The 18903-nt window shown below is 65.6% G+C and carries 15 protein-coding genes, 1 tRNA gene and 1 pseudogene; 11 read left to right on the top strand and 6 right to left on the bottom strand.

From position 1 onward, the window contains the following. Positions 1-97 precede the first annotated feature (97 nt). Together PSK12I2_RS25465 and PSK12I2_RS25460 are read left to right on the top strand one after the other, a co-directional pair. Positions 98-1165 (top strand): annotated as a pseudogene (locus PSK12I2_RS25465) (HAMP domain-containing protein); the annotation flags it as partial. 21 nt (positions 1166-1186) lie between these two features. After that, positions 1187-2050, top strand: coding sequence for a methyl-accepting chemotaxis protein (locus PSK12I2_RS25460; RefSeq protein ID WP_371100417.1), 864 nt, complete (start codon positions 1187-1189; stop codon positions 2048-2050). 9 nt (positions 2051-2059) lie between these two features. Here PSK12I2_RS25460 and PSK12I2_RS0108480 read toward each other — a convergent pair whose 3' ends face one another. From PSK12I2_RS0108480 to PSK12I2_RS0108465, 4 genes are read right to left on the bottom strand one after another with little or no spacing between them, the layout of a single operon-like run. Continuing rightward, positions 2060-2794: a YciK family oxidoreductase gene (locus tag PSK12I2_RS0108480; RefSeq protein WP_027598054.1), complete on the bottom strand. Its 735-nt coding sequence runs from the start codon at positions 2792-2794 to the stop codon at positions 2060-2062. 8 nt (positions 2795-2802) lie between these two features. Beyond that, positions 2803-3474: an N-acetylmuramic acid 6-phosphate phosphatase MupP gene (gene mupP, locus PSK12I2_RS0108475; RefSeq protein ID WP_027598053.1), complete on the bottom strand. Its 672-nt coding sequence runs from the start codon at positions 3472-3474 to the stop codon at positions 2803-2805. Between the two features lie 3 nt (positions 3475-3477). Beyond that, positions 3478-4176 carry a bifunctional 2-polyprenyl-6-hydroxyphenol methylase/3-demethylubiquinol 3-O-methyltransferase UbiG gene (gene ubiG / locus PSK12I2_RS0108470; protein WP_007160470.1) on the bottom strand — a complete coding sequence of 233 codons (699 nt, stop codon included), beginning with the start codon at positions 4174-4176 and terminating at the stop codon, positions 3478-3480. Between the two features lie 32 nt (positions 4177-4208). Further along, positions 4209-5534, bottom strand: a complete 1326-nt coding sequence (locus PSK12I2_RS0108465; protein ID WP_007160469.1) for a TRZ/ATZ family hydrolase — start codon at positions 5532-5534, stop codon at positions 4209-4211. Positions 5535-5652: 118 nt separating this feature from the next. On the opposite strand from PSK12I2_RS0108465, the gene mtnA reads away from it, so the two are divergent. From mtnA to pheA, 4 genes are all read left to right on the top strand, one after another. Continuing rightward, complete coding sequence (gene mtnA, locus PSK12I2_RS0108460) at positions 5653-6726, top strand: S-methyl-5-thioribose-1-phosphate isomerase (protein ID WP_007160468.1); 1074 nt, start codon at positions 5653-5655, stop codon at positions 6724-6726. A gap of 232 nt (positions 6727-6958) precedes the next feature. Beyond that, positions 6959-9790: a DNA gyrase subunit A gene (gene gyrA, locus PSK12I2_RS0108455; protein WP_027598052.1), complete on the top strand. Its 2832-nt coding sequence runs from the start codon at positions 6959-6961 to the stop codon at positions 9788-9790. Next, complete coding sequence (gene serC / locus PSK12I2_RS0108450; protein WP_007160466.1) at positions 9790-10875, top strand: 3-phosphoserine/phosphohydroxythreonine transaminase; 1086 nt, start codon at positions 9790-9792, stop codon at positions 10873-10875. Before gyrA ends, serC begins: the two co-directional genes overlap by 1 nt. A 2-nt stretch (positions 10876-10877) precedes the next feature. Next, positions 10878-11972, top strand: a complete 1095-nt coding sequence (gene pheA / locus PSK12I2_RS0108445; protein WP_027598051.1) for a prephenate dehydratase — start codon at positions 10878-10880, stop codon at positions 11970-11972. Between the two features lie 24 nt (positions 11973-11996). Here pheA and PSK12I2_RS0108440 read toward each other — a convergent pair whose 3' ends face one another. Beyond that, positions 11997-12473: a DUF4124 domain-containing protein gene (locus PSK12I2_RS0108440; protein ID WP_027598050.1), complete on the bottom strand. Its 477-nt coding sequence runs from the start codon at positions 12471-12473 to the stop codon at positions 11997-11999. A 288-nt stretch (positions 12474-12761) separates the two neighbouring features. Between PSK12I2_RS0108440 and mgtE the strand changes: the two genes are divergently transcribed. Beyond that, positions 12762-14207 (top strand): magnesium transporter, encoded by a 1446-nt coding sequence (gene mgtE, locus PSK12I2_RS0108435; protein WP_186354089.1) that lies wholly within the window; start codon positions 12762-12764, stop codon positions 14205-14207. A gap of 51 nt (positions 14208-14258) precedes the next feature. Here the strand turns inward: mgtE and PSK12I2_RS0108430 are convergent, their stop codons facing one another. Beyond that, entirely contained in the window at positions 14259-14573 is a 315-nt protein-coding gene (locus PSK12I2_RS0108430) for an Arc family DNA-binding protein (protein WP_007160462.1), read from the bottom strand. Between the two features lie 259 nt (positions 14574-14832). Here PSK12I2_RS0108430 and PSK12I2_RS0108425 point away from each other — a divergent pair. From PSK12I2_RS0108425 to PSK12I2_RS0108410, 4 genes are all read left to right on the top strand, one after another. Continuing rightward, positions 14833-14909: transfer RNA gene (locus tag PSK12I2_RS0108425), tRNA-Arg, on the top strand. Between the two features lie 245 nt (positions 14910-15154). After that, positions 15155-16177, top strand: a complete 1023-nt coding sequence (locus PSK12I2_RS0108420) for a glycosyltransferase (RefSeq protein WP_027598048.1) — start codon at positions 15155-15157, stop codon at positions 16175-16177. Between the two features lie 47 nt (positions 16178-16224). Then, positions 16225-17289, top strand: a complete 1065-nt coding sequence (locus PSK12I2_RS0108415) for an FAD-dependent oxidoreductase (protein ID WP_037006948.1) — start codon at positions 16225-16227, stop codon at positions 17287-17289. Next, positions 17270-18901, top strand: a complete 1632-nt coding sequence (locus PSK12I2_RS0108410) for a hypothetical protein (protein WP_222932029.1) — start codon at positions 17270-17272, stop codon at positions 18899-18901. The genes PSK12I2_RS0108415 and PSK12I2_RS0108410 overlap by 20 nt, the downstream gene beginning before the upstream one ends. Positions 18902-18903 lie beyond the last annotated feature (2 nt).

The raw sequence follows: 18903 nt of genomic DNA, 5'->3' as shown, positions 1-18903 counted from the left end.
CGCGCGCGACGGATAGTGGCGGTTTGCTCCGCACCTTCTCAAGAATCGGCTTCTGCAGACGACAGCGTCGGTAGAACTCATTTTGTCGGGGTGCGGTATGAAAGGGATTGCGCGCTATCGCCTGGCCAATTGGCGAACCGCGACCAAGCTGGCGGTGGGCTTCGGGCTGGTGCTGCTGCTGACCCTGGTCGTGGCCCTGCAGGGCGGGCTCGCACTCAAGGATGTCGAGCATAGATTCGGCTCCCTGCGCGACATGGCGGCGATCAACCGGCAGGTGATGCAGGTCCGCGCCCTGGAGCAGGGCTTTCGCCTGAGTGGCGAGGCCGCCCAGGCCGAGCATCTGCGGCAGGCCCTGCCGGCCGTGCTCGAGCGGTTGGGACAGCTGGAGGCCGAGGTGGGCAGTGCCAACGCTGTCGACCTCGGCGCCGCCCGTGAGGCCATCCAGGCCTATGGCGCTGCCTTCGCCGACTTCGAACGACTCCACACCTCGCGCCGTCTGGCCATGGAGGGGGCCGCCTTTCTGGTAGAGGGCGCGGCCAACAGCCTGGACATCCTCCAGTCCGGTCTGCTGGATGACGGCGCCTATGCCCTCAAGGATTCCGGCGGCAAGCAGGGGACCGAACTCCTGACCCTGTCGCAGCAGGTCGGCGAACTCTATCGCCTGATGCTCAAGAGTCTCGACGAAGCCCAGGCACGGGCCGGCAAGAGCACGGTGGACGACCAGCCGCTGCCCTCGGCCAGTGCCGCCCTGGAATTGCTGGCCAAGGTCGAGCCGCAACTGAGCGATCCGGCCTATTCCTCGGTCATCCAGGACGTCTCCACCAACATCAAGGAATTCATCCGCCGCCTCGGCGACTATGCCGCCGCCCTGGCCCAGGAGCAGACCGCCGGTGCGCGGATGACCAGCCTGGCGGAGACCGCGGTGCAGCGGGTCGATGCCCTCTATGGGCAACAGGAAACCGAACTGCAGGCGATGATGACCAAGCGCCTGCTGACCATCGGCGGCGTGGCCCTGCTGGCGCTGATCGTCGGCGCCCTGGCTGCGCTGATCATCACCCTGGCCATCGTCCGGCCGCTGCGCAAGGTGATCGCCGCCGCCGAGCGCATCGCCCAGGGCCAGCTGGATGTCGAGTTGACGGTGGATCGGGGCGACGAGATCGGCCAGTTGCAGCGTTCCAGCGCCAGCATGGTGGCGGCGCTGCGCGGCATGGTCCTGCAGCTGCAGAGCGGTATCGGCCGGCTCGGCCAGTCCGCCGCCGCCCTGGCCGAACAGGCCCGCGAGGCGCAGCGGGGCGTGACCCGGCAGCGCGAGGAAACCGATCAGGTGGCCGCGGCCATGGCCGAACTGGCCGCCACGGCCCAGGGGGTCGCCGCAGATGCCGAGGCCGCCGCCGGTGCCGGCGATCAGGCCGAGCGCCAGGTCAGCGATGGTCAGGCGGTGATCGGCCGCAGTCTGGCCGGTATCGAGAGCCTGGGGGTGGATGTCCGGTCCGCCGCCGAGCGCCTCGAAGGCGTGTCCCACGACAGCCAGGCGATCAGTAGTGTGCTGGACGTGATCAAGGCGGTGGCCGAGCAGACCAACCTGCTGGCGCTCAACGCGGCCATCGAGGCGGCGCGCGCCGGTGAGCAGGGGCGGGGATTCGCCGTGGTCGCTGACGAAGTCCGGGCCCTGGCGCGGCGTACCCAGCAGTCGAGCGTCGAGATCGAACGGCTCATCGTGGTGTTGCAGAAGGGCAGCGGCGAAGCGGTCGCACGGATGCAGCAGAGCGAGACCCTGCTCGTCGACACCCTGGACAGTGCCGGCGATACCCGGCGCGCCTTTGCCGGTATCGCCACGGCGGTGGCCAGCATCCAGCAGAGGAATCAGCAGATCGCCGCGGCGGCCGTGCAGCAGCGCGGGGTGGCCGAAGAGGTGGCGGTCAATGTCACCCGGATTCGCGACGGCGCCGATCAGTCCAACCAGGCGATGGCGGCCACGGCCTCAGCCAGCCGCGAGCTGGCCGAACTGGGTGACGAGCTCGCGCGCCTGGTTCAGCGCTTCCACGTCTGATCGACTTCGCTACTGGGCGTTGAGCGCCTGGCCAGTGGTGCCCCGGCTGGCCGGACCGAGCAGATAGAGATAGACCGGCAGGATGGCCTCCGCCGCGGGCACCCGGGCCGGGTCCTCTTCGGGATAGGCCGCCGCCCGCATGGCGGTGCGGGTACCGCCCGGGTTGACGCTGTTAACCCGGATGCCGTCCTCGGCCAGCTCCTCGGCCCAGACCTGCATCAGGCCCTCGGTGGCGAACTTTGACACCGAATAGGCGCCCCAGCCGCCCCGGCCCTTGCGGCCGACACTGCTGGACGTGAAGATCAGCGAGGCCTCACCGGCCGCCCTGAGCAGCGGCAGCAGGGCCTGGGTCAGGGCGAAGCCGGCCTGGACATTGACCTGCAGCACCTGCGCCAGCGCGGCGGCGGGCGTCTCTTCCAGCAGCACCCGCGGCCCGAGCAGGCCGGCGTTGTGCACCAGGCCATCCAGGCGCCCGTGACGTTGTCTCAGCCGCTCCGCCACGGCGGCATAGGCGGCCGCATCGGCCCGTTCGAGATCCAGTACCAGGGTCTCGGCCTGGCCACCGCTGGCCAGGATCTCCTGACACACCTGATCCAGCGCCGCGGCATCGCGACCCTGGAGGATGACGCTGGCGCCCAGGGCGGCGCAGCCCTTGGCGAGGGCGGCGCCGATGCCGCGATTGGCACCGGTGACGAGGATGACGCGGTCCTTGAGCAGCTCGGCCGGAGCCTGGTAGTCGAACATCTGAACCTCTAGCAGCCGCACAGCGCGCGATCGAGCAGGGCGCGCAGTTCCAGCGGATGGTCGATGATGGCGTCGGCGCCCCAGTGCTCGGGGCGGTCGTCCGGATGGATGTAGCCGTAGCGCGCTGCCACCGTCTTGCTGCCGGCGGCGCGACCGGATTCGATGTCGCGCAGGTCGTCACCGATGAACAGGGCGGTCTGCGGATCCACGTCCAGTTGCCGGCAGGCCAGCAGCACCATCTCCGGATCCGGCTTGCTGTGCGTGACATGGTCCGGGCAGACCAGGCAGGCCGAGCGCTCGGCCAGGCCCAGGCGCTGCATGATCGGCTCGGCGAAGCGCACCGGCTTGTTGGTCACCACGCCCCAACGCAACCGGGCGGCGTCGAGATCGCGCAGGATTTCGTCCATGCCGTCGAACAGCCGGGTGTGGACCGCGCATTGCGTCTGGTAGCGCTCGAGAAACTCCAGGCGCAGGGGTTCGAGTTCGGCGCCCAGGGGGTCGATCTCGAAGCCGGCCAGGATCATCGCCTTGGCACCACCGGAGATGACCCCGCGCAGGCGGGCCTCATCGGCGGGCGCGAGGCCCCTGTCCTGGCGCATGCCCTGGATGATGGCGATGAAGTCCGGCGCCGTGTCGAGCAGGGTGCCATCCATGTCGAAGAGGACCGCTTGCAGACGCATGGCCTAGTCCTCGCGCTGGGTGCGCACCATGTAGTTCACCGTCACGTCGCCTTCGAGCTTGTATCTCTTGGTCAGCGGGTTGTAGGTGAGGCCGATGACGTCGCGCAGGTTGAGGCCGGCGGCACGGGCCCAGGCACCCAGTTCCGAGGGGCGGATGAACTTGCGGAAATCGTGGGTGCCCCGCGGCAGCAGACGCAGCACGTATTCGGCACCGACGATGGCGAACAGATAGGCCTTGGGATTGCGGTTGATGGTGGAAAAGAACACCTGGCCGCCCGGCTTGACCAGGTCGTGGCAGGCCTTGATCACCGAGGAGGGATCCGGCACGTGCTCGAGCATCTCCAGGCAGGTCACCACGTCATAGGTGCCGGCGTGCTTGCGCGCGTGGTCCTCGGTGGTCTCCTGGATGTACTCCACCGGCACGCCGGATTCCAGCTGGTGCAGGCGGGCGACGGCCAGGGGCGCCTCGGCCATGTCGATGCCGGTCACCTGGGCACCGCGCTGGGCCATGGCCTCGCTGAGGATGCCGCCACCGCAGCCGACGTCCAGCACCTTCTTGCCGGCCAGGCCGGCGTGCTGGTCGATCCAGTTGACGCGCAGAGGATTGATGTCGTGCAGCGGCTTGAATTCGCTCTCGCGGTCCCACCAGCGGTAGGCGAGGGCCTCGAACTTGGCAATCTCGGCGTTATCGACGTTGGACATGGGGTTCTCCAGAGGCAAGGGAGCGGGGCGCGTCAGGCGCCCTGCTGGATACGGGTGGCCCACTGCTGCGCATTGGCTATGAGTTCGGCCTCGTCCAGGCGCACGAGTTCGCTCTGGCGCAGCAGCGGCACGCCGCCGACCCAGACGTCGCTGACGCGGTCGCGGCCGGTGGCATAGATGAGTTGCGAAACGGGGTCGTAGAGCGGCTGCTGGGCGAGGCCGCTGAGGTCGACGGCGGTCAGGTCGGCGGCCTTGCCGACTTCCAGCGAGCCCAGGCAGCGCTCGAGACCCAGGGCGCGAGCACCGTTCAGGGTGGCCAGACGCAGCGCACGGTGGGCATCGAGGGCGGTGGCGGAGCCGGCCACGGCCTTGGCCAGCAGGGCGGCGGTACGGGTCTCGCCGAGCAGATCGAGATCGTTGTTGCTGGCCGCGCCGTCGGTGCCGATGGCGACGTTCACGCCGGCCTGCCAGAGCCGCTCCACCGGGCAGAAGCCGCTGGCCAGCTTGAGATTGGATTCGGGACTGTGGATGACATGGCTGTTGGTCTCGACCAGGTTTTCCAGGTCCTCGTCGTCCACCTGGGTCATGTGCACCGCCTGGAAGCGCGGCCCGAGCAGGCCCAGTCGCCGCAGCCGGCTGAGCGGCCGCTCACCGGTCTGCTGCAGCGCCTGCTCCACCTCGAAGGCGGTCTCGTGCACATGCATCTGGATCGGTGCCTGCAGTTGCTCGGCCAAGACCAGGATCTGTTCGAGCTTGGCGTCGGCCACGGTATAGGGCGCATGGGGGCCGAAGGCCACGCTGATGCGCTCGTGCAGCTTCATGTCGTCGAACAGTTCCAGGCCACGGCGGATCATGTCGTCCGCGGTGCGGGCGCCGGGAATGGGGAAGTCGAGGATCGGCAGGCAGACCTGGGCGCGCACCCCGGTGCGATGGATCGCCTCGCAGGCCACCTGGGGGTAGAAATACATGTCCGAAAAGCAGGTGATGCCGCCACGGATCTGCTCGGCGATGGCCAGGGTGGTGCCGTCGCGGACGAAGTCCTCGTCGACCCAGCGCCCTTCGGCGGGCCAGATGTGATCCTGCAGCCAGGTCTGCAGCGGCAGGTCGTCGGCCATGCCGCGAAACAGGGTCATGGCGGCGTGACCATGGGCGTTGATCAGCCCGGGGATCAGCACCTTGCCCGGCAGCTCCAGGGTCTCCTTGGCCGGCTGACGCAGGGCCTCGCTACGCGGCGCGAGCAGGGCGATGCAGCCGTCGCGCACGCCCAGGGCGTAATCGCGCAGGACTACTCCGGCAGGCTCCACCGGCACGATCCAGCTGGGGAGCAACAAGAGGTCCAGGGGCGCGGGGGTGGGCATCGGCGGCGGTTCCAAGAGGGGCGAGCCGGCAGTATAGCGGTCCTTGCGGCGCTACCGCTAAATCCGCACGCCGATGCCGGTATACTGGCGGGCTACAGATTCAGGTCGAGGAGAGATCATGCGAGAGCGTCTGCTGGCGGCGGAAAAGATCAAGGCGATCGAATGGCGGGACGGTGCCCTGCACCTGCTCGACCAGCGCCTGTTGCCGCTGCGCGAACACTGGGTCGCCTGTCACAGCGCCGCCGAGGTGGCCCAGGCCATCCGCGACATGCTGGTACGCGGCGCGCCGGCCATCGGCATCAGCGCCGCCTATGGCGTGGTGCTGGGTGCCCGGCAACGTGCCGCGGCGGGTGAGGACTGGCAAGCCACCGTCAGTGCCGACTTCGAACTGCTGGCCGCGTCGCGTCCCACCGCCGTCAATCTGTTCTGGGCGCTCAACCGGATGCGCGAGCGCCTGACGCGCATGGCCGGGGAGGGTGCCCTGGCGGCGCTGGAAGCCGAGGCGGTGGCCATCCACCTGAGCGATCGCGAGGCCAACCTGACCATGGCGCAGCTGGGCGTCGAGCTGATCCGCAAGCACGACGCCAGCAAGCAGACCTTCCTTACCCACTGCAACACTGGCGCCCTGGCCACCGGCGGCTTCGGCACCGCCTTGGGCGTCCTGCGCGCCGCGCACCTGGACGGCCTGGTGGAATGTGTCCATGCCGACGAGACCCGCCCCTGGCTGCAGGGCTCGCGCCTGACCGCCTGGGAGCTGGCCGGCGAGGGCATTCCGGTCAGTCTCAACGCCGATGCCGCCGCCGCTCACCTGATGAAGACGCGCAACGTCGCCTGGGTGATCGTCGGCGCCGACAGGATCACCGCCAACGGCGACGTGGCCAACAAGATCGGCACCTACAACCTGGCGGTCATCGCCATGCACCACGGGGTGCGCTTCATGGTGGTGGCGCCCAGCTCCACCATCGACATGAATCTGGCGTCCGGTGACGACATCCCCATCGAGGAGCGCGCCGGTCACGAGTTGCTGGAAGCCGGTGGCCAGCGCATCGCCGCCGAGGTCGAGGCCTTCAATCCGGTGTTCGACGTGACCCCGGCCGATCTCATCGACGCCATCGTCACCGAGCGCGGGGTGGTGGAGCGTCCGGACGCCAAGAAGATGGCCGAGCTGATGAATCGGCGCCGCCTGCATTGAGGTGATCGCCAGGGGCGGATACATCCCTGAATGTGTTAGAATTTCGCTCTTTGCACAGGCTTTGTTCGAAAGCCCTCGGCAGGCGGCGATGCAGTGCTGAAAACCGGCTGGAGCGCCTTCGCGCCGCCGGTGGCAGGCGCCGCCAGACGGGCTTTCGCCTCTCCTATATCAGGCTCGGCCGACATGCGGACGAGCCCTAGCGCTTTTCAGATCAGAAGGAACCAGGCTTCTCATGGGTGAACTGGCCAAAGAAATCCTCCCGGTCAATATCGAAGACGAATTGCGGCAGTCGTATCTCGACTACGCGATGAGCGTCATCGTCGGCCGGGCCCTGCCGGATGTGCGCGACGGCCTCAAGCCGGTGCACCGGCGCGTGCTCTACGCCATGAGCGAGCTGGGCAACGACTGGAACAAGCCGTACAAGAAATCCGCCCGTGTGGTGGGTGACGTCATCGGTAAGTACCACCCCCACGGCGACACCGCCGTCTACGACACCATCGTGCGGATGGCCCAGCCCTTCTCGCTGCGCTACATGCTGGTGGATGGTCAGGGCAACTTCGGTTCGGTCGACGGCGACAACGCCGCGGCCATGCGATACACCGAAGTGCGGATGTCCAAGCTCGCCCACGAACTGCTGGCCGACCTGGACAAGGAAACCGTCGACTGGGTGCCCAACTACGACGGCACCGAGCAGATCCCGGCGGTAATGCCCACGCGCATCCCCAACCTGCTGGTCAACGGTTCCAGCGGCATCGCGGTCGGCATGGCCACCAACATCCCGCCGCACAACCTCGGCGAGGTCATCGATGGCTGCCTGGCGCTGATCGAGAACAGCGAGCTGACCGTCGACGACCTGATGCAGTACATCCCCGGTCCGGACTTCCCGACCGCGGGCATCATCAACGGTCGCGCCGGCATCATCGAGGCCTATCGCACCGGTCGTGGCCGCATCTATGTGCGGGCCCGCGCCGAAGTCGAGGACATCGACAAGAGCGCCAATCGCCAGCAGATCGTCATCACCGAGCTGCCCTACCAGCTCAACAAGGCACGGCTGATCGAGAAGATCGCCGAGCTGGTGAAAGAGAAGAAGATCGAAGGCATCACCGAGCTGCGCGACGAGTCCGACAAGGACGGCATGCGCGTGGTCATCGAGCTGCGTCGCGGCGAAACCCCCGAGGTGGTGCTCAACAACCTCTACGCCCAGACCCAGCTGCAGACGGTGTTCGGCATCAACGTGGTGGCCCTGCTCGACGGCCAGCCGCGGACCCTGAACCTCAAGGAACTGCTGGAAGCCTTCATTCGCCACCGTCGCGAAGTGGTGACCCGGCGCACCGTCTACGAACTGCGCAAGGCGCGTGAGCGTGGCCACATCCTCGAAGGACAGGCGGTCGCCCTGTCCAACATCGATCCGGTCATCGAGCTGATCAAGAGCTCGCCGACCCCGGCCGAAGCCAAGGAACGCCTGATCGCCACGCCCTGGGAATCCAGCGCGGTACGCGAGATGGTCGAGCGCGCCGGCGCCGATTCCTGCCGTCCGGACGACCTGCCCGAGCAATACGGTCTGCACGAGGGCAAGTATCACCTCTCGCCCGAGCAGGCCCAGGCCATCCTGGATCTGCGTCTGCACCGCCTGACCGGCCTGGAGCACGAAAAGCTCATCGCCGAGTACCAGGAGATCCTGCAGCAGATCGGCGAGCTGATCCGCATCCTCACCAACCCCGAGCGGCTGATGGAAGTCATCCGCGAGGAGCTGGAAAAGGTCAAGGCCGAGTTCGGCGACAAGCGTCGCACCGAGATCATTGCCTCCCAGGTGGACCTGACCATCGCCGACCTCATCACCGAGGAAGACCGCGTCGTCACCATCTCCCATGGCGGCTACGCCAAGTCCCAGCCGCTGCACGCCTACCAGGCCCAGCGCCGGGGCGGCCGCGGCCGCTCGGCCTCGGCGGTCAAGGAAGAGGACTACATCGAACACCTGCTGGTCGCCAACAGCCATACCACCCTGCTGCTGTTCTCCAGCCTGGGCAAGGTCTACTGGAAGCGCACCTACGAGATCCCCGAGGCCTCCCGCGCTGCCCGTGGCCGTCCGCTGGTCAACCTGCTGCCGCTGGCCGAAGGCGAGCGCATCACCGCCATGCTGCCGGTCGATCTGGAAGCCATACGTCAGCAGGCGCCGGCCGGTGACGAGGACCTGGGCGAGCAGGACGACAACCTGGACATCGAAGACGCCGTGCTGGTGGAAGACGATGTCGAAAGCGAAGGCGAAGAGGGCGAACTCCTCGATACCGACCAGGACGAGCCCACCGGCGCCTACATCTTCATGGCCACCCGCAACGGCACCGTGAAGAAGACCCCGCTGGTGCAGTTCAGCCGTCCGCGCAGCAACGGCCTGATCGCGCTGAAGCTGGAAGAGGGCGACAGCCTGATCGCCGCCGCCATCACCGATGGGGCCCGCGAGGTCATGCTGTTCTCCGACGGTGGCAAGGTCATCCGCTTCAAGGAACGCCATGTGCGCACCATGGGCCGTACCGCCCGCGGCGTGCGGGGCATGCGTCTGGCCGAGAACCAGCGGCTGATCTCCATGCTGATTCCCGAGCCGGGCGCCGAGATCCTCACCGCCAGCCTCAACGGCTTCGGCAAGCGCACCGCCATGGCCGAATACCCGCAGCGTGGTCGTGGCGGCCAGGGCGTGATCGCCATGGTCATCAACGAGCGCAACGGCCCCCTGATCGGCGCCATCCAGGTGCTGGACGGCGAGGAGATCATGCTGATCTCCGACCAGGGCACCCTGGTGCGGACGCCGGTCGAGGGCATCTCCCGTACCGGCCGCAACACCCAGGGCGTCACCCTCATCAAGCTCGGCAAGGGCGAGAAGCTGGTGGGCCTTGAGCGGGTGCAGGAGCCTTCGGTGGACGAAGAGCTGCTGGACCACGAAGCCGAGCTGGACGACGAGGTGCTCGACAAGGAATTGCCGGTCGACAGCCACGAACCCGACCAGGACGATGTGCTGCCCGGTGCCAGCGACGTGCCGAGCGATGATCTGCCCAACGAGGATGACGAGTGATGAGCAAGCGTGCCTACAACTTCTGCGCCGGCCCGGCGGCCCTGCCTGAAGCTGTGCTGCGCCAGGCCCAGGCCGATCTGCTGGATTGGCAGGGCCGTGGCCTGTCGGTGATGGAGATGAGCCACCGCGGTGAAGACTTCACCGCCATCTCGAACCAGGCCGAGGCCGACCTGCGCGAGTTGCTGGCCATCCCCAGCAACTACAAGGTGCTGTTCCTGCAGGGCGGCGCCAGTCTGCAATTCGCCCAGCTGGCGATGAATTTGATGCCCGAGGGCGGCAAGGCCGACTACATCGACACCGGCATCTGGTCGCGCAAGGCCATCGAGCAGGCGCGGCACTATGGCACCGTCAACGTCGCCGCCAGTTCCAAGGGCTACGACTACTTCGCCATTCCGGGGCAGCACGAATGGCAGCTGTCCAAGGACGCCGCCTACGTCCACTACACTCCCAACGAAACCATCGGCGGTCTGGAGTTCGACTGGATTCCGGACGTGGGTGACGTACCCTTGGTGGCGGATGCCTCTTCCGACATCCTCTCGCGCCCGCTGGACGTCTCGCGTTTCGGGCTGATCTACGCCGGCGCGCAGAAGAACATCGGGCCCAGCGGCCTGGTGGTGGTGATCGTCCGCGAAGACCTGCTGGGTCGCGCCCGCGCCGCCTGCCCGACGCTGCTCGACTACAAGGTCGAGGCCGACAACGGCTCCATGTACAACACCCCGGCCACCTTCTCCTGGTACCTGTCGGGCCTGGTGTTCAAGTGGCTGAAGGAGCAGGGCGGTCTGCCCGCCATGGAGCGCCTGAATCGCCAGAAGAAGGAGCTGCTGTACGGCTTCATCGACGCCAGCGACTTCTACAGCAACCCCATCGCCAAGAACGACCGCTCCTGGATGAACGTGCCCTTCCGCCTGGCGGACGAGCGCCTCGACAAGGCCTTCCTCGAGGGCGCCGAAGCGCGCGGCCTGCTGTATCTGCAGGGCCATCGTTCGGTGGGGGGCATGCGCGCATCCATCTATAACGCCGTGACCCTGGAAGCCGTCCAGGCGCTGGTGACCTATCTGGCCGAATTCGAGAAGGAGCACGGCTGATCATGTCCGAACACGAGCTCAAGGCCCTGCGCCTGCGTATCGACAGTCTGGACGAACGCATCCAGGAGCTGATCAGCGAACGTGCCCGCTGCGCCCAGGACGTGGCCCGGGTCAAGATGGGAACGCTGGCGGAGGGCGAAAAGCCCGTGTTCTACCGGCCCGAGCGCGAGGCCCAGGTGCTCAAGCGGGTGATGGAGCGCAACGGCGGTCCGGTCCGTGACGAAGACATGGCGCGACTGTTCCGCGAGATCATGTCCTGCTGCCTGGCCCTGGAAGAGCCGCTGCACGTGGCCTACCTCGGCCCTGAAGGCACCTTCTCCCAGGCCGCGGCGCTCAAGCACTTCGGCAAGGCCGTGGTGACCCGGCCCATGGCGGCCATCGACGAGGTCTTCCGCGAGGTTGCCGCCGGCGCCTCCAACTTCGGCGTGGTCCCGGTGGAGAACTCCACCGAAGGGGCGGTCAACCACACCCTGGACAGCTTCCTCGAGCACAACCTGTCGATCTGCGGCGAGGTGGAGCTGCGCATCCACCACCACCTGCTGATCGGCGAGAACACCAAGGCCGACAGCATCACCCGCATCTATTCCCACGCCCAGTCGCTGGCCCAGTGCCGCAAGTGGCTGGACTCCTACTACCCCAGCGTCGAGCGGGTGGCGGTGGCCAGCAATGCCGAAGCGGCGCGGCGGGTGAAGGGGGAGTGGAACAGCGCGGCCATCGCCGGTGACATGGCGGCCTCGCTCTATGGCCTGACCCCGGTGCAGCAGAAGATCGAGGATCGCCCGGACAACTCCACGCGCTTCCTCATCATCGGCAACCAGGAGGTGCCGCCCAGCGGCGACGACAAGACCTCCATCATCGTCTCCATGCAGAACAAGCCGGGTGCCCTGCACGAGCTGCTGCTGCCGTTCCACACCAACAACATCGACCTCAGCCGGATCGAGACGCGGCCCTCGCGCAGCGGCAAGTGGACCTATGTCTTCTTCATCGATTTCCTCGGCCACCAGGCCGATCCGCTGATCCGCGACGTGCTGGAGCGCCTGTCCACCAGCGCCGTGGCGCTCAAGGTCCTCGGCTCCTACCCCCGCGCCGTGCTCTGACGCGGTGCCAGCCGGTTGCGGGCGTCAGCGTCGACGCACGCAACCCTTGTCGTCGAAGGTCACCAGGCGCGAGCGTTCCTTGCGCTGGCGCGCCTCGTAGTGATAGCGAGTCAGGGCGTCCAGCTGGGAGATCCGCTGCGGTGGTCCCAGGGCGTTCTCCACGTCCGCCCGGCTCATGCCGACCCTGACCTGTCCCCGGATGATCGCCTGCCGCCTTTCGCTGGGGTTGAGAAGATCACCGCACCCATCCGTTCTGGCTGCCACCACTGTTGGTGGGCGTTGCGCCTCCTTGCGCGGAGGGGCCTTGGGTTTCGCCATCAGCGTGGGCCTGGCGCCGCCCGGGCGGGGATTGTCCGCGCGTTGCAGGCGGCTGTCGCTGTCCGAAGCACAGCCGCTGGTGGAAAAGGTGAGGTGGCCGGCGGCATCTTCGCAACGATAGACCGTGGCCGCCTGGGCAGAGGCGCAGCCCAGCAACAGGCCGAGCACGACGAGCTTCTTCATGGGACGTCCTCCTTGACGTAGCGCTCAAGCTTAGCGGGTTAACGACCGCGGGACGAGCGTTGCAAGCGCGGCTTCGATACCGGCCCAGAGCCCTTGCAAATAGCTGTTTTGAAAACCTTTTGCGTTCGCACCCGTAACCGGTCCGGTGTATCATCCCCGCCGTCAGCCCCGCCGGGGCAGTGGTCATCCCCCCTTATGGACTTACCCAGTCAACACTCAATCGCCTTTTTCGTCCCGTTGTTGAGATAGGGTTCGTCGGTGCGCTCCGCCGGCGGGCCGGAGTGCGCTATGACCGTAGTGAACGAAGCAGAAATCAGAAAGCCCCACGAGACGCTGCAGGAGCGTCTCGCCCAGGTCGTCGAGTTGCTGGAGCGCTACGACCTCGCCGTCGAGGCGCGTGAAGACCACGATCGCGCCCCCGTATCCCCCGCCGATATCCCCGAAGAAGGCCTCGAAGAGCTGCGTGCCCGGCTGGACGAGCTGCACCCGGCCGACGTCGCCTTCATCCTCGAAGCCCTGCCGCAGGAAGACCGCCTGACCGTCTGGGGGCTGGTCAAGACCGAGCGTGACGGCGAGATCCTGCTGGAGGTCTCGGACGCCGTCCGCGAGACGCTGATCGCCGACATGGACGATCAGGAAATCCTCGCGGTGGCCGGTCAGCTCGACGCCGACGAACTCGCCGACCTGGCGCCGGACCTGCCGCGCGACGTCGTCCATGAACTGATGGAGGCCCTCGACGCCCAGCAGCGCGAGCGGGTGCGCTCCGCCCTGTCCTACGAAGAGGACCAGGTGGGCGCGCTGATGGACTTCGAGATGGTGACCATCCGCGATGACGTCGCCCTGGAAGTGGTGCTGCGTTATCTTCGCCGGCTGAAAGAGCTGCCCGACCACACCGACAAGCTGTTCGTGGTCGACAACGACAGCATCCTCAAGGGGGTGCTGCCGATCAAGCGACTGCTGGTCAACGATCCGGAAAAGCTGGTGGTCGAAGTCATGGCGAAGGAGGCGGTGGCCTTCCATCCGGACGGCGACGCCTATGACGCGGCCCAGGCGTTCGAACGCTACGACCTGGTTTCGGCGCCGGTGGTGGACAAGAACGGCAAGCTGATCGGCCGTCTCACCATCGACGAGATGGTCGACCTGATCCGCGAGGAAAGCGAAAGCGAAGTCCTCAACATGGCTGGTCTGCGCGAAGACGAAGACGTCTTCGCCTCGGTGTGGAAATCGGTGGGCAACCGCTGGACCTGGCTGGCCACCAACCTCATCACGGCCTTCATCGCCTCGCGGGTCATCGGCCTGTTCGAGGGCTCGATCGAGAAACTGGTGGCCCTGGCCGCGCTCATGCCCATCGTCGCCGGCATTGGCGGCAACTCGGGCAACCAGGCCATCACCATGATCGTGCGCGCCATGGCGCTGGGGCAGATCAGTGTGACCAGCACCGCGCGCCTGCTGCGCAAGGAGATGGGCGTCGCCCTGTGCAATGGCGTCATCTGGGGTGGGGTGATAGGGCTGGTGGCCTTCTATCTCTACAGCAGCTGGTCCCTGGGCCTGGTGATGATGGGGGCCATGACCCTGAATCTGCTGCTGGCGGCGTTCATGGGCGTGCTGATTCCCATGACCCTGCAGCGCTTCGGTCGCGACCCGGCCATGGGGTCGAGCGTCCTGATCACCGCGGTCACCGACAGCGGCGGCTTCTTCATCTTCTTGGGACTCGCCACCCTGTTCCTGATGTAGGGCAGGGCAGGGTGCAGCGGGCTGCCCAGGCGCAGGGCAGCCCGGACGCCGTCAGGATGCGGCGTCGATGTCGTGGGCGATCAGCGAGATCAGGGCGTTCTGCTGGCGACCCGACAGTTGCCGAAAGCGCTGCAGCAACTCCCGCTCGCTGGCGGTGATCTCCGGACTGTCCAGGCGAAGCCCGGGTTCGTCCCCAAGGGCGCCCTCTTGCTGCAAGCTCTGCTCGAGACGCGCGATGATTTCGGAGTTCATGCTGCGATGATGGTTGCGGGCCACATCCGCGATGCGCTCTCGCATGCCCTCGGGCAGACGCACGACGAATTTGTCAGCGGTACGGCTTGAGTAGGATCTAATGGCCTGGGTCATTGAGGTACTTCATCTGGAGTCAAAAATCAGTGAAGGCATAAGCCCTCGTCTCGTTCCGCTAGCACTCACGGCACCTTGGACTCTGTAACCACCTGTCCCTAGGTATCTGTTTTTATTGACGTCAATTTACCGACGTACAGAACAAATTGCAAAGCTGCCGAAGAACTTCCTGCCTGTGCCGCCCCGCGCGCAGTGTCGCGCTGCCTGAACCGGAACATGACAAACCTTCCGCTGCTCGTTACCATGAGCGCCCTTTCCTGTCCCAGTAGCTCAATTGGATAGAGCATCCCCCTCCTAAGGGGAAGGTTGGTGGTTCGACCCCACTCTGGGACACCAGATTCCTTTCCAGAACCTCTCCTCGCGATCCGACGCCTTCAACTGCCCTTGCCGAACCGTTACAGCAGTTTGGAGGATAGGGCAAAAACGGCGACCTTGTCCGACTTCCAAGCTCTTCCAGTGGCGATTTGTGGCTGTGATCACAGCATAGAGCAGCAGACAAAAACCTGCCGAATTTATCTGTACTCTCCGTTGGCTAACCGTCTGCATTGCTTGTATCTGGAGCGCCTCTGGAGGTTCGCGTCATGGCCTTTTATCCCGTCCTACTTTCAGTCGTGTTCGTTGTGCGTAATCAGGCTACCGAGTTGCAGAGCGTCCTAGAGCGCGCGGCAACTGTTATCGGTCCCTTGGTAAGTGACTACGAACTTATCATTGTCGACAACGCCTCTTCTGATGACAGCGTAGCTCGATTGAAGCAACTCACCAGCATCAATGGCCTGCCCAATCTGCAGGTATATGCCCTGACCAAGGAAGTGGACTCCGATACCGCCGCCTGGGTGGGACTGGAGAATGCGCTGGGAGACTTCGCGGTCGTCATAGATCCGGAAACCGATGACATCGCCTTCTTGCCCGACATGTTGCAACAGGCTGCCGGTGGCATCGACGTGGTGTTCGCCAATAATCAGCAGAAAGTTCGGCAGACCCTGTCCTACAGTCTTTGCTCCAAGGGCTTCAACAGTCTCTACAAGCAGTTCAACGGCGTCGATCTGGCCAAGGATGCGCCTCAGTACCGGATGCTCAGCAAGAAGGTCATCAATTACATCCTGCGCCACCCCGCGCCGGCGCTGACCTATCGCCATCTGCCGGCGACGGCGGGCTTCTCGCGGATCAATCTCGAATACAGCATGCCGCCGCGCAGCACCAAGCCCAAGCGGTTGTCCGGCAGCTTCGATCGCGGTGCCCGGCTGCTGGTGTCCTCCACCCGCAAGCCCATGCGCATGGTCAGTTTCCTATCCATCGTCGGGGCCCTGTCCAATCTGCTCTATTCGATCTACGTCATCGCCATCGGCCTGTTCAAGGATGACGTCGCGCCAGGTTGGGTGACGATTTCATTACAGCAGTCCGGCATGTTCTTTCTCATTTCGCTGGTCCTGCTGGTGCTCGGCGAATATGTCCTGCAGTTGACCCACAGAGTCAACGAAGGGCCGCTCTATCATGTCGCCCAGGAGTTCACGAGTGCGGTCATGACGCGCCGTGACAAGCTCAATGTCGAAGTAGTGCAGGGCGGCAATGCCGCAAGGCCGGCCACTCAATCCGGCATGGCCTGACGATCATGAGAGATGCGATCGTCATAGGTGGCGGATTTTACGGGGCCATGACGGCCCTGTATCTCATGCGCGTGAGAGGCTTTGCGAAAGTCACTCTGGTCGAGCGGGAAGACGGGCTGTTGAAGCGCGCCTCTTATCACAATCAGGCACGCGTCCATAACGGTTATCACTATCCCCGCAGTTTCGTCACGGCCTTTCGCAGTCGAGTCAACTTGCCGCGCTTCTTGCGCGATTATCCGGATGTGGTGGTGCGCGACTTCACCAAGTTGTATGCCATTGCCCGCAACAACTCCAAGGTCACGGCCAAACAGTTCGAACGCTTCTGTCAGGGGATCGAGGCCTCGCTGCAACCGGCGTCGGAGGAATTAAGTCGATTGTTCGACGATCGACTGATCGAGGCGGTTTATCTCACCGAGGAATATGCCTTCAACTCGGCCGTACTCGCCGCTGAAGTGAGTCGCGAACTGGATGCCGTCGGCGTCGAGTTGCGCTTCAAGAGTCGCGTGACGGCGATCCGCGGTGAAAGCGGCGGCCTGGGGGTCGACGTGGTGGATGAAGCCGGCGGGCAGGAGGAGATGCAGTGCCGTTATCTCTTCAACTGCACCTACAGCGGCCTCAACCAGTACGGTGGCGATTTCCCAGGCACCGCCACCCGGCTGCGCCACGAAATCACCGAGATGGCGCTGGTGGAGATGCCTCCGGAACTGCGCAACCTCGGGGTGACGGTCATGGACGGGCCGTTCTTTTCCATGATGCCATTCCCGGCCCGGGGTCTGCACACCCTGTCCCATGTGCGCTACACCCCGCACCTGAACTGGGAAGACGCCAATGGCACCGATCCCTATGCGCTGCTGGACGGCTATGACCGCGCCTCGCGGGCGGACTGGATGGTGCGTGACGTGGCCCGCTACATGTCGGCTGCGGCGCGGGTGGAATACCGAGATTCGCTGTTCGAGGTGAAGACCATTCTGATGAAGAACGAAGGCGACGACGGCCGTCCCATCCTCTTCGAACAACATCCCCAGCTGCCCGGCTGCTATTCGATGCTGGGCGGCAAGATCGACAACATTTTCGATGCCCTGGAGCGCCTCGATGCCGAACCCTTCCACTGAAGCGACACCCAGGGGGGTGTCCGGCGTCGCCGGCTTCATCAGCGTTCTGGTCTTTTCCATCATCAATTTCTTTCTGTTCGGCAAGGGCGTCATCCTCGATCCCTTCCACCAGGGGGAGTATTTCGCCACGCTGCCGACGCTGCTGCACAGTCAGCCGGGTGCCCATGCCTTCACCATCCATGGTGGCCTGGATTTCATCCCGGTATGGCTGGCGGAGACCTGGTTCGGCGCCCAGCACACCTTTCTGGTGACCCAGATCCTCTATGGGCTGTGCAACACCGGTGCGGCGCTGCTGCTCTGGGGAACGGCCGTGTTGCTGTGCCCGGTGCCCAAGGGCCGCGCGCGCCTGATCCTGCTGGTCGCCGTGGGCGCCGTGGCGACCCAGGTGGTGGGCTATCGCGATCTCTTCCTGCTGCTGTCGCTGTTCCTCTTCTGCCTGCATCGCAAGGTGGAGACCACGCCGCGGCGACTGCTGTGCGAGGTGCTGCTGGGCCTGGCGGCCGGCTTCAACCTGTTCTGGTCCTATGACCGCGGCATCGCCGGGGTGCTGGCCATCGGCTCGGCGGTACTGCTCACGCTGCTCCTGCAGCGGCGGCATGTCCTGTCTCTGCTGAGCTTCGTGGCGACCGTCGGCTGGCTTGGCTTTGGTACCGATTTCTTCGCCCTGACCGATTACGTCAAGAACCTGACCTTCCTCCTGGAGACCTCGTCCCAGTGGGGCTACGGCTTGAGTGCCCGGCCGCTGGCCCTGAGCCTGCTGCTGGCGGTGCCCACGGCCCTGGCGGGTTTCGCCTTGATCCGCTGTCTGCCCTGGCCATGGCGCTGGAGCGAGGATCTGCCACTGATCGGTGCCCTGGCCGTGTTGCTCGCGATCTTCTTCAAGATCGGGGTCAATCGCGCGGACTTCCAGCACATCCAGATGGGCTTCTGGGTACCCCTGCTGAGCCTGCTCTATGCCGCCCGGCGGCAACGCCTCGCGCGCAATGGCGGTTGGGATATCTCGGCCCACCCGCGCGCGGCGGTCGCGGCCATTGCCGCTGCGGTGCTGCTGGGGCTGGTCGGACTTAATCCCTCGCCGTTCTTCGCGGTACTGCTGGTTGGTGCGCTGCTGGCTTTCAGCCGGCGCCTGCTGGTGCCCGCCCTGGCGGCGCTGCTGGTGCTGCTCGCCGCCTTCAACCTCTACAAGTCGCCGGTGGAGCGAGTGTGGGCCCAGGGGCTCGCCTGGGTGCCGAAGCTGGCCGCCTTGCCGGATGACGCCGCCCTGGCAACGCCCGGGGTGCAATGGGCCTCGCAGCGCCTGCTGGAGAGCGGCGCCCACTGTGTGTTCGACCTGGCCAACAACGGGGTCATCAACGGGGTGACCGATCTGCCGGCCTGTACCAAGTACATCTATCCGGTCTATGCCACGCCGCCCTACGAGGCCGATCTGCTCAGCGATCTGCAGCATGCCGATCCGCCGGCGGTGGTGTATTCGACGACCTTCTGGTCATTCAACCTGAACAACATTTCCATGCACGACAAGTTTCCACGACTCAAGGCCTACCTGGACGAGCGTTATCCCGTCGAGGAGTGCCAACCGGACTATTGCCTGAGATTCAAGACCAAGGGGTGAGC

This window comes from Pseudomonas sp. MOIL14HWK12:I2 (assembly GCF_000510745.1).
In the GTDB taxonomy this organism is placed as follows: Bacteria; Pseudomonadota; Gammaproteobacteria; order Pseudomonadales; family Pseudomonadaceae; genus Chryseomonas; species Chryseomonas oryzihabitans.
This window is presented reverse-complemented; position numbering and strand designations above follow the sequence as displayed.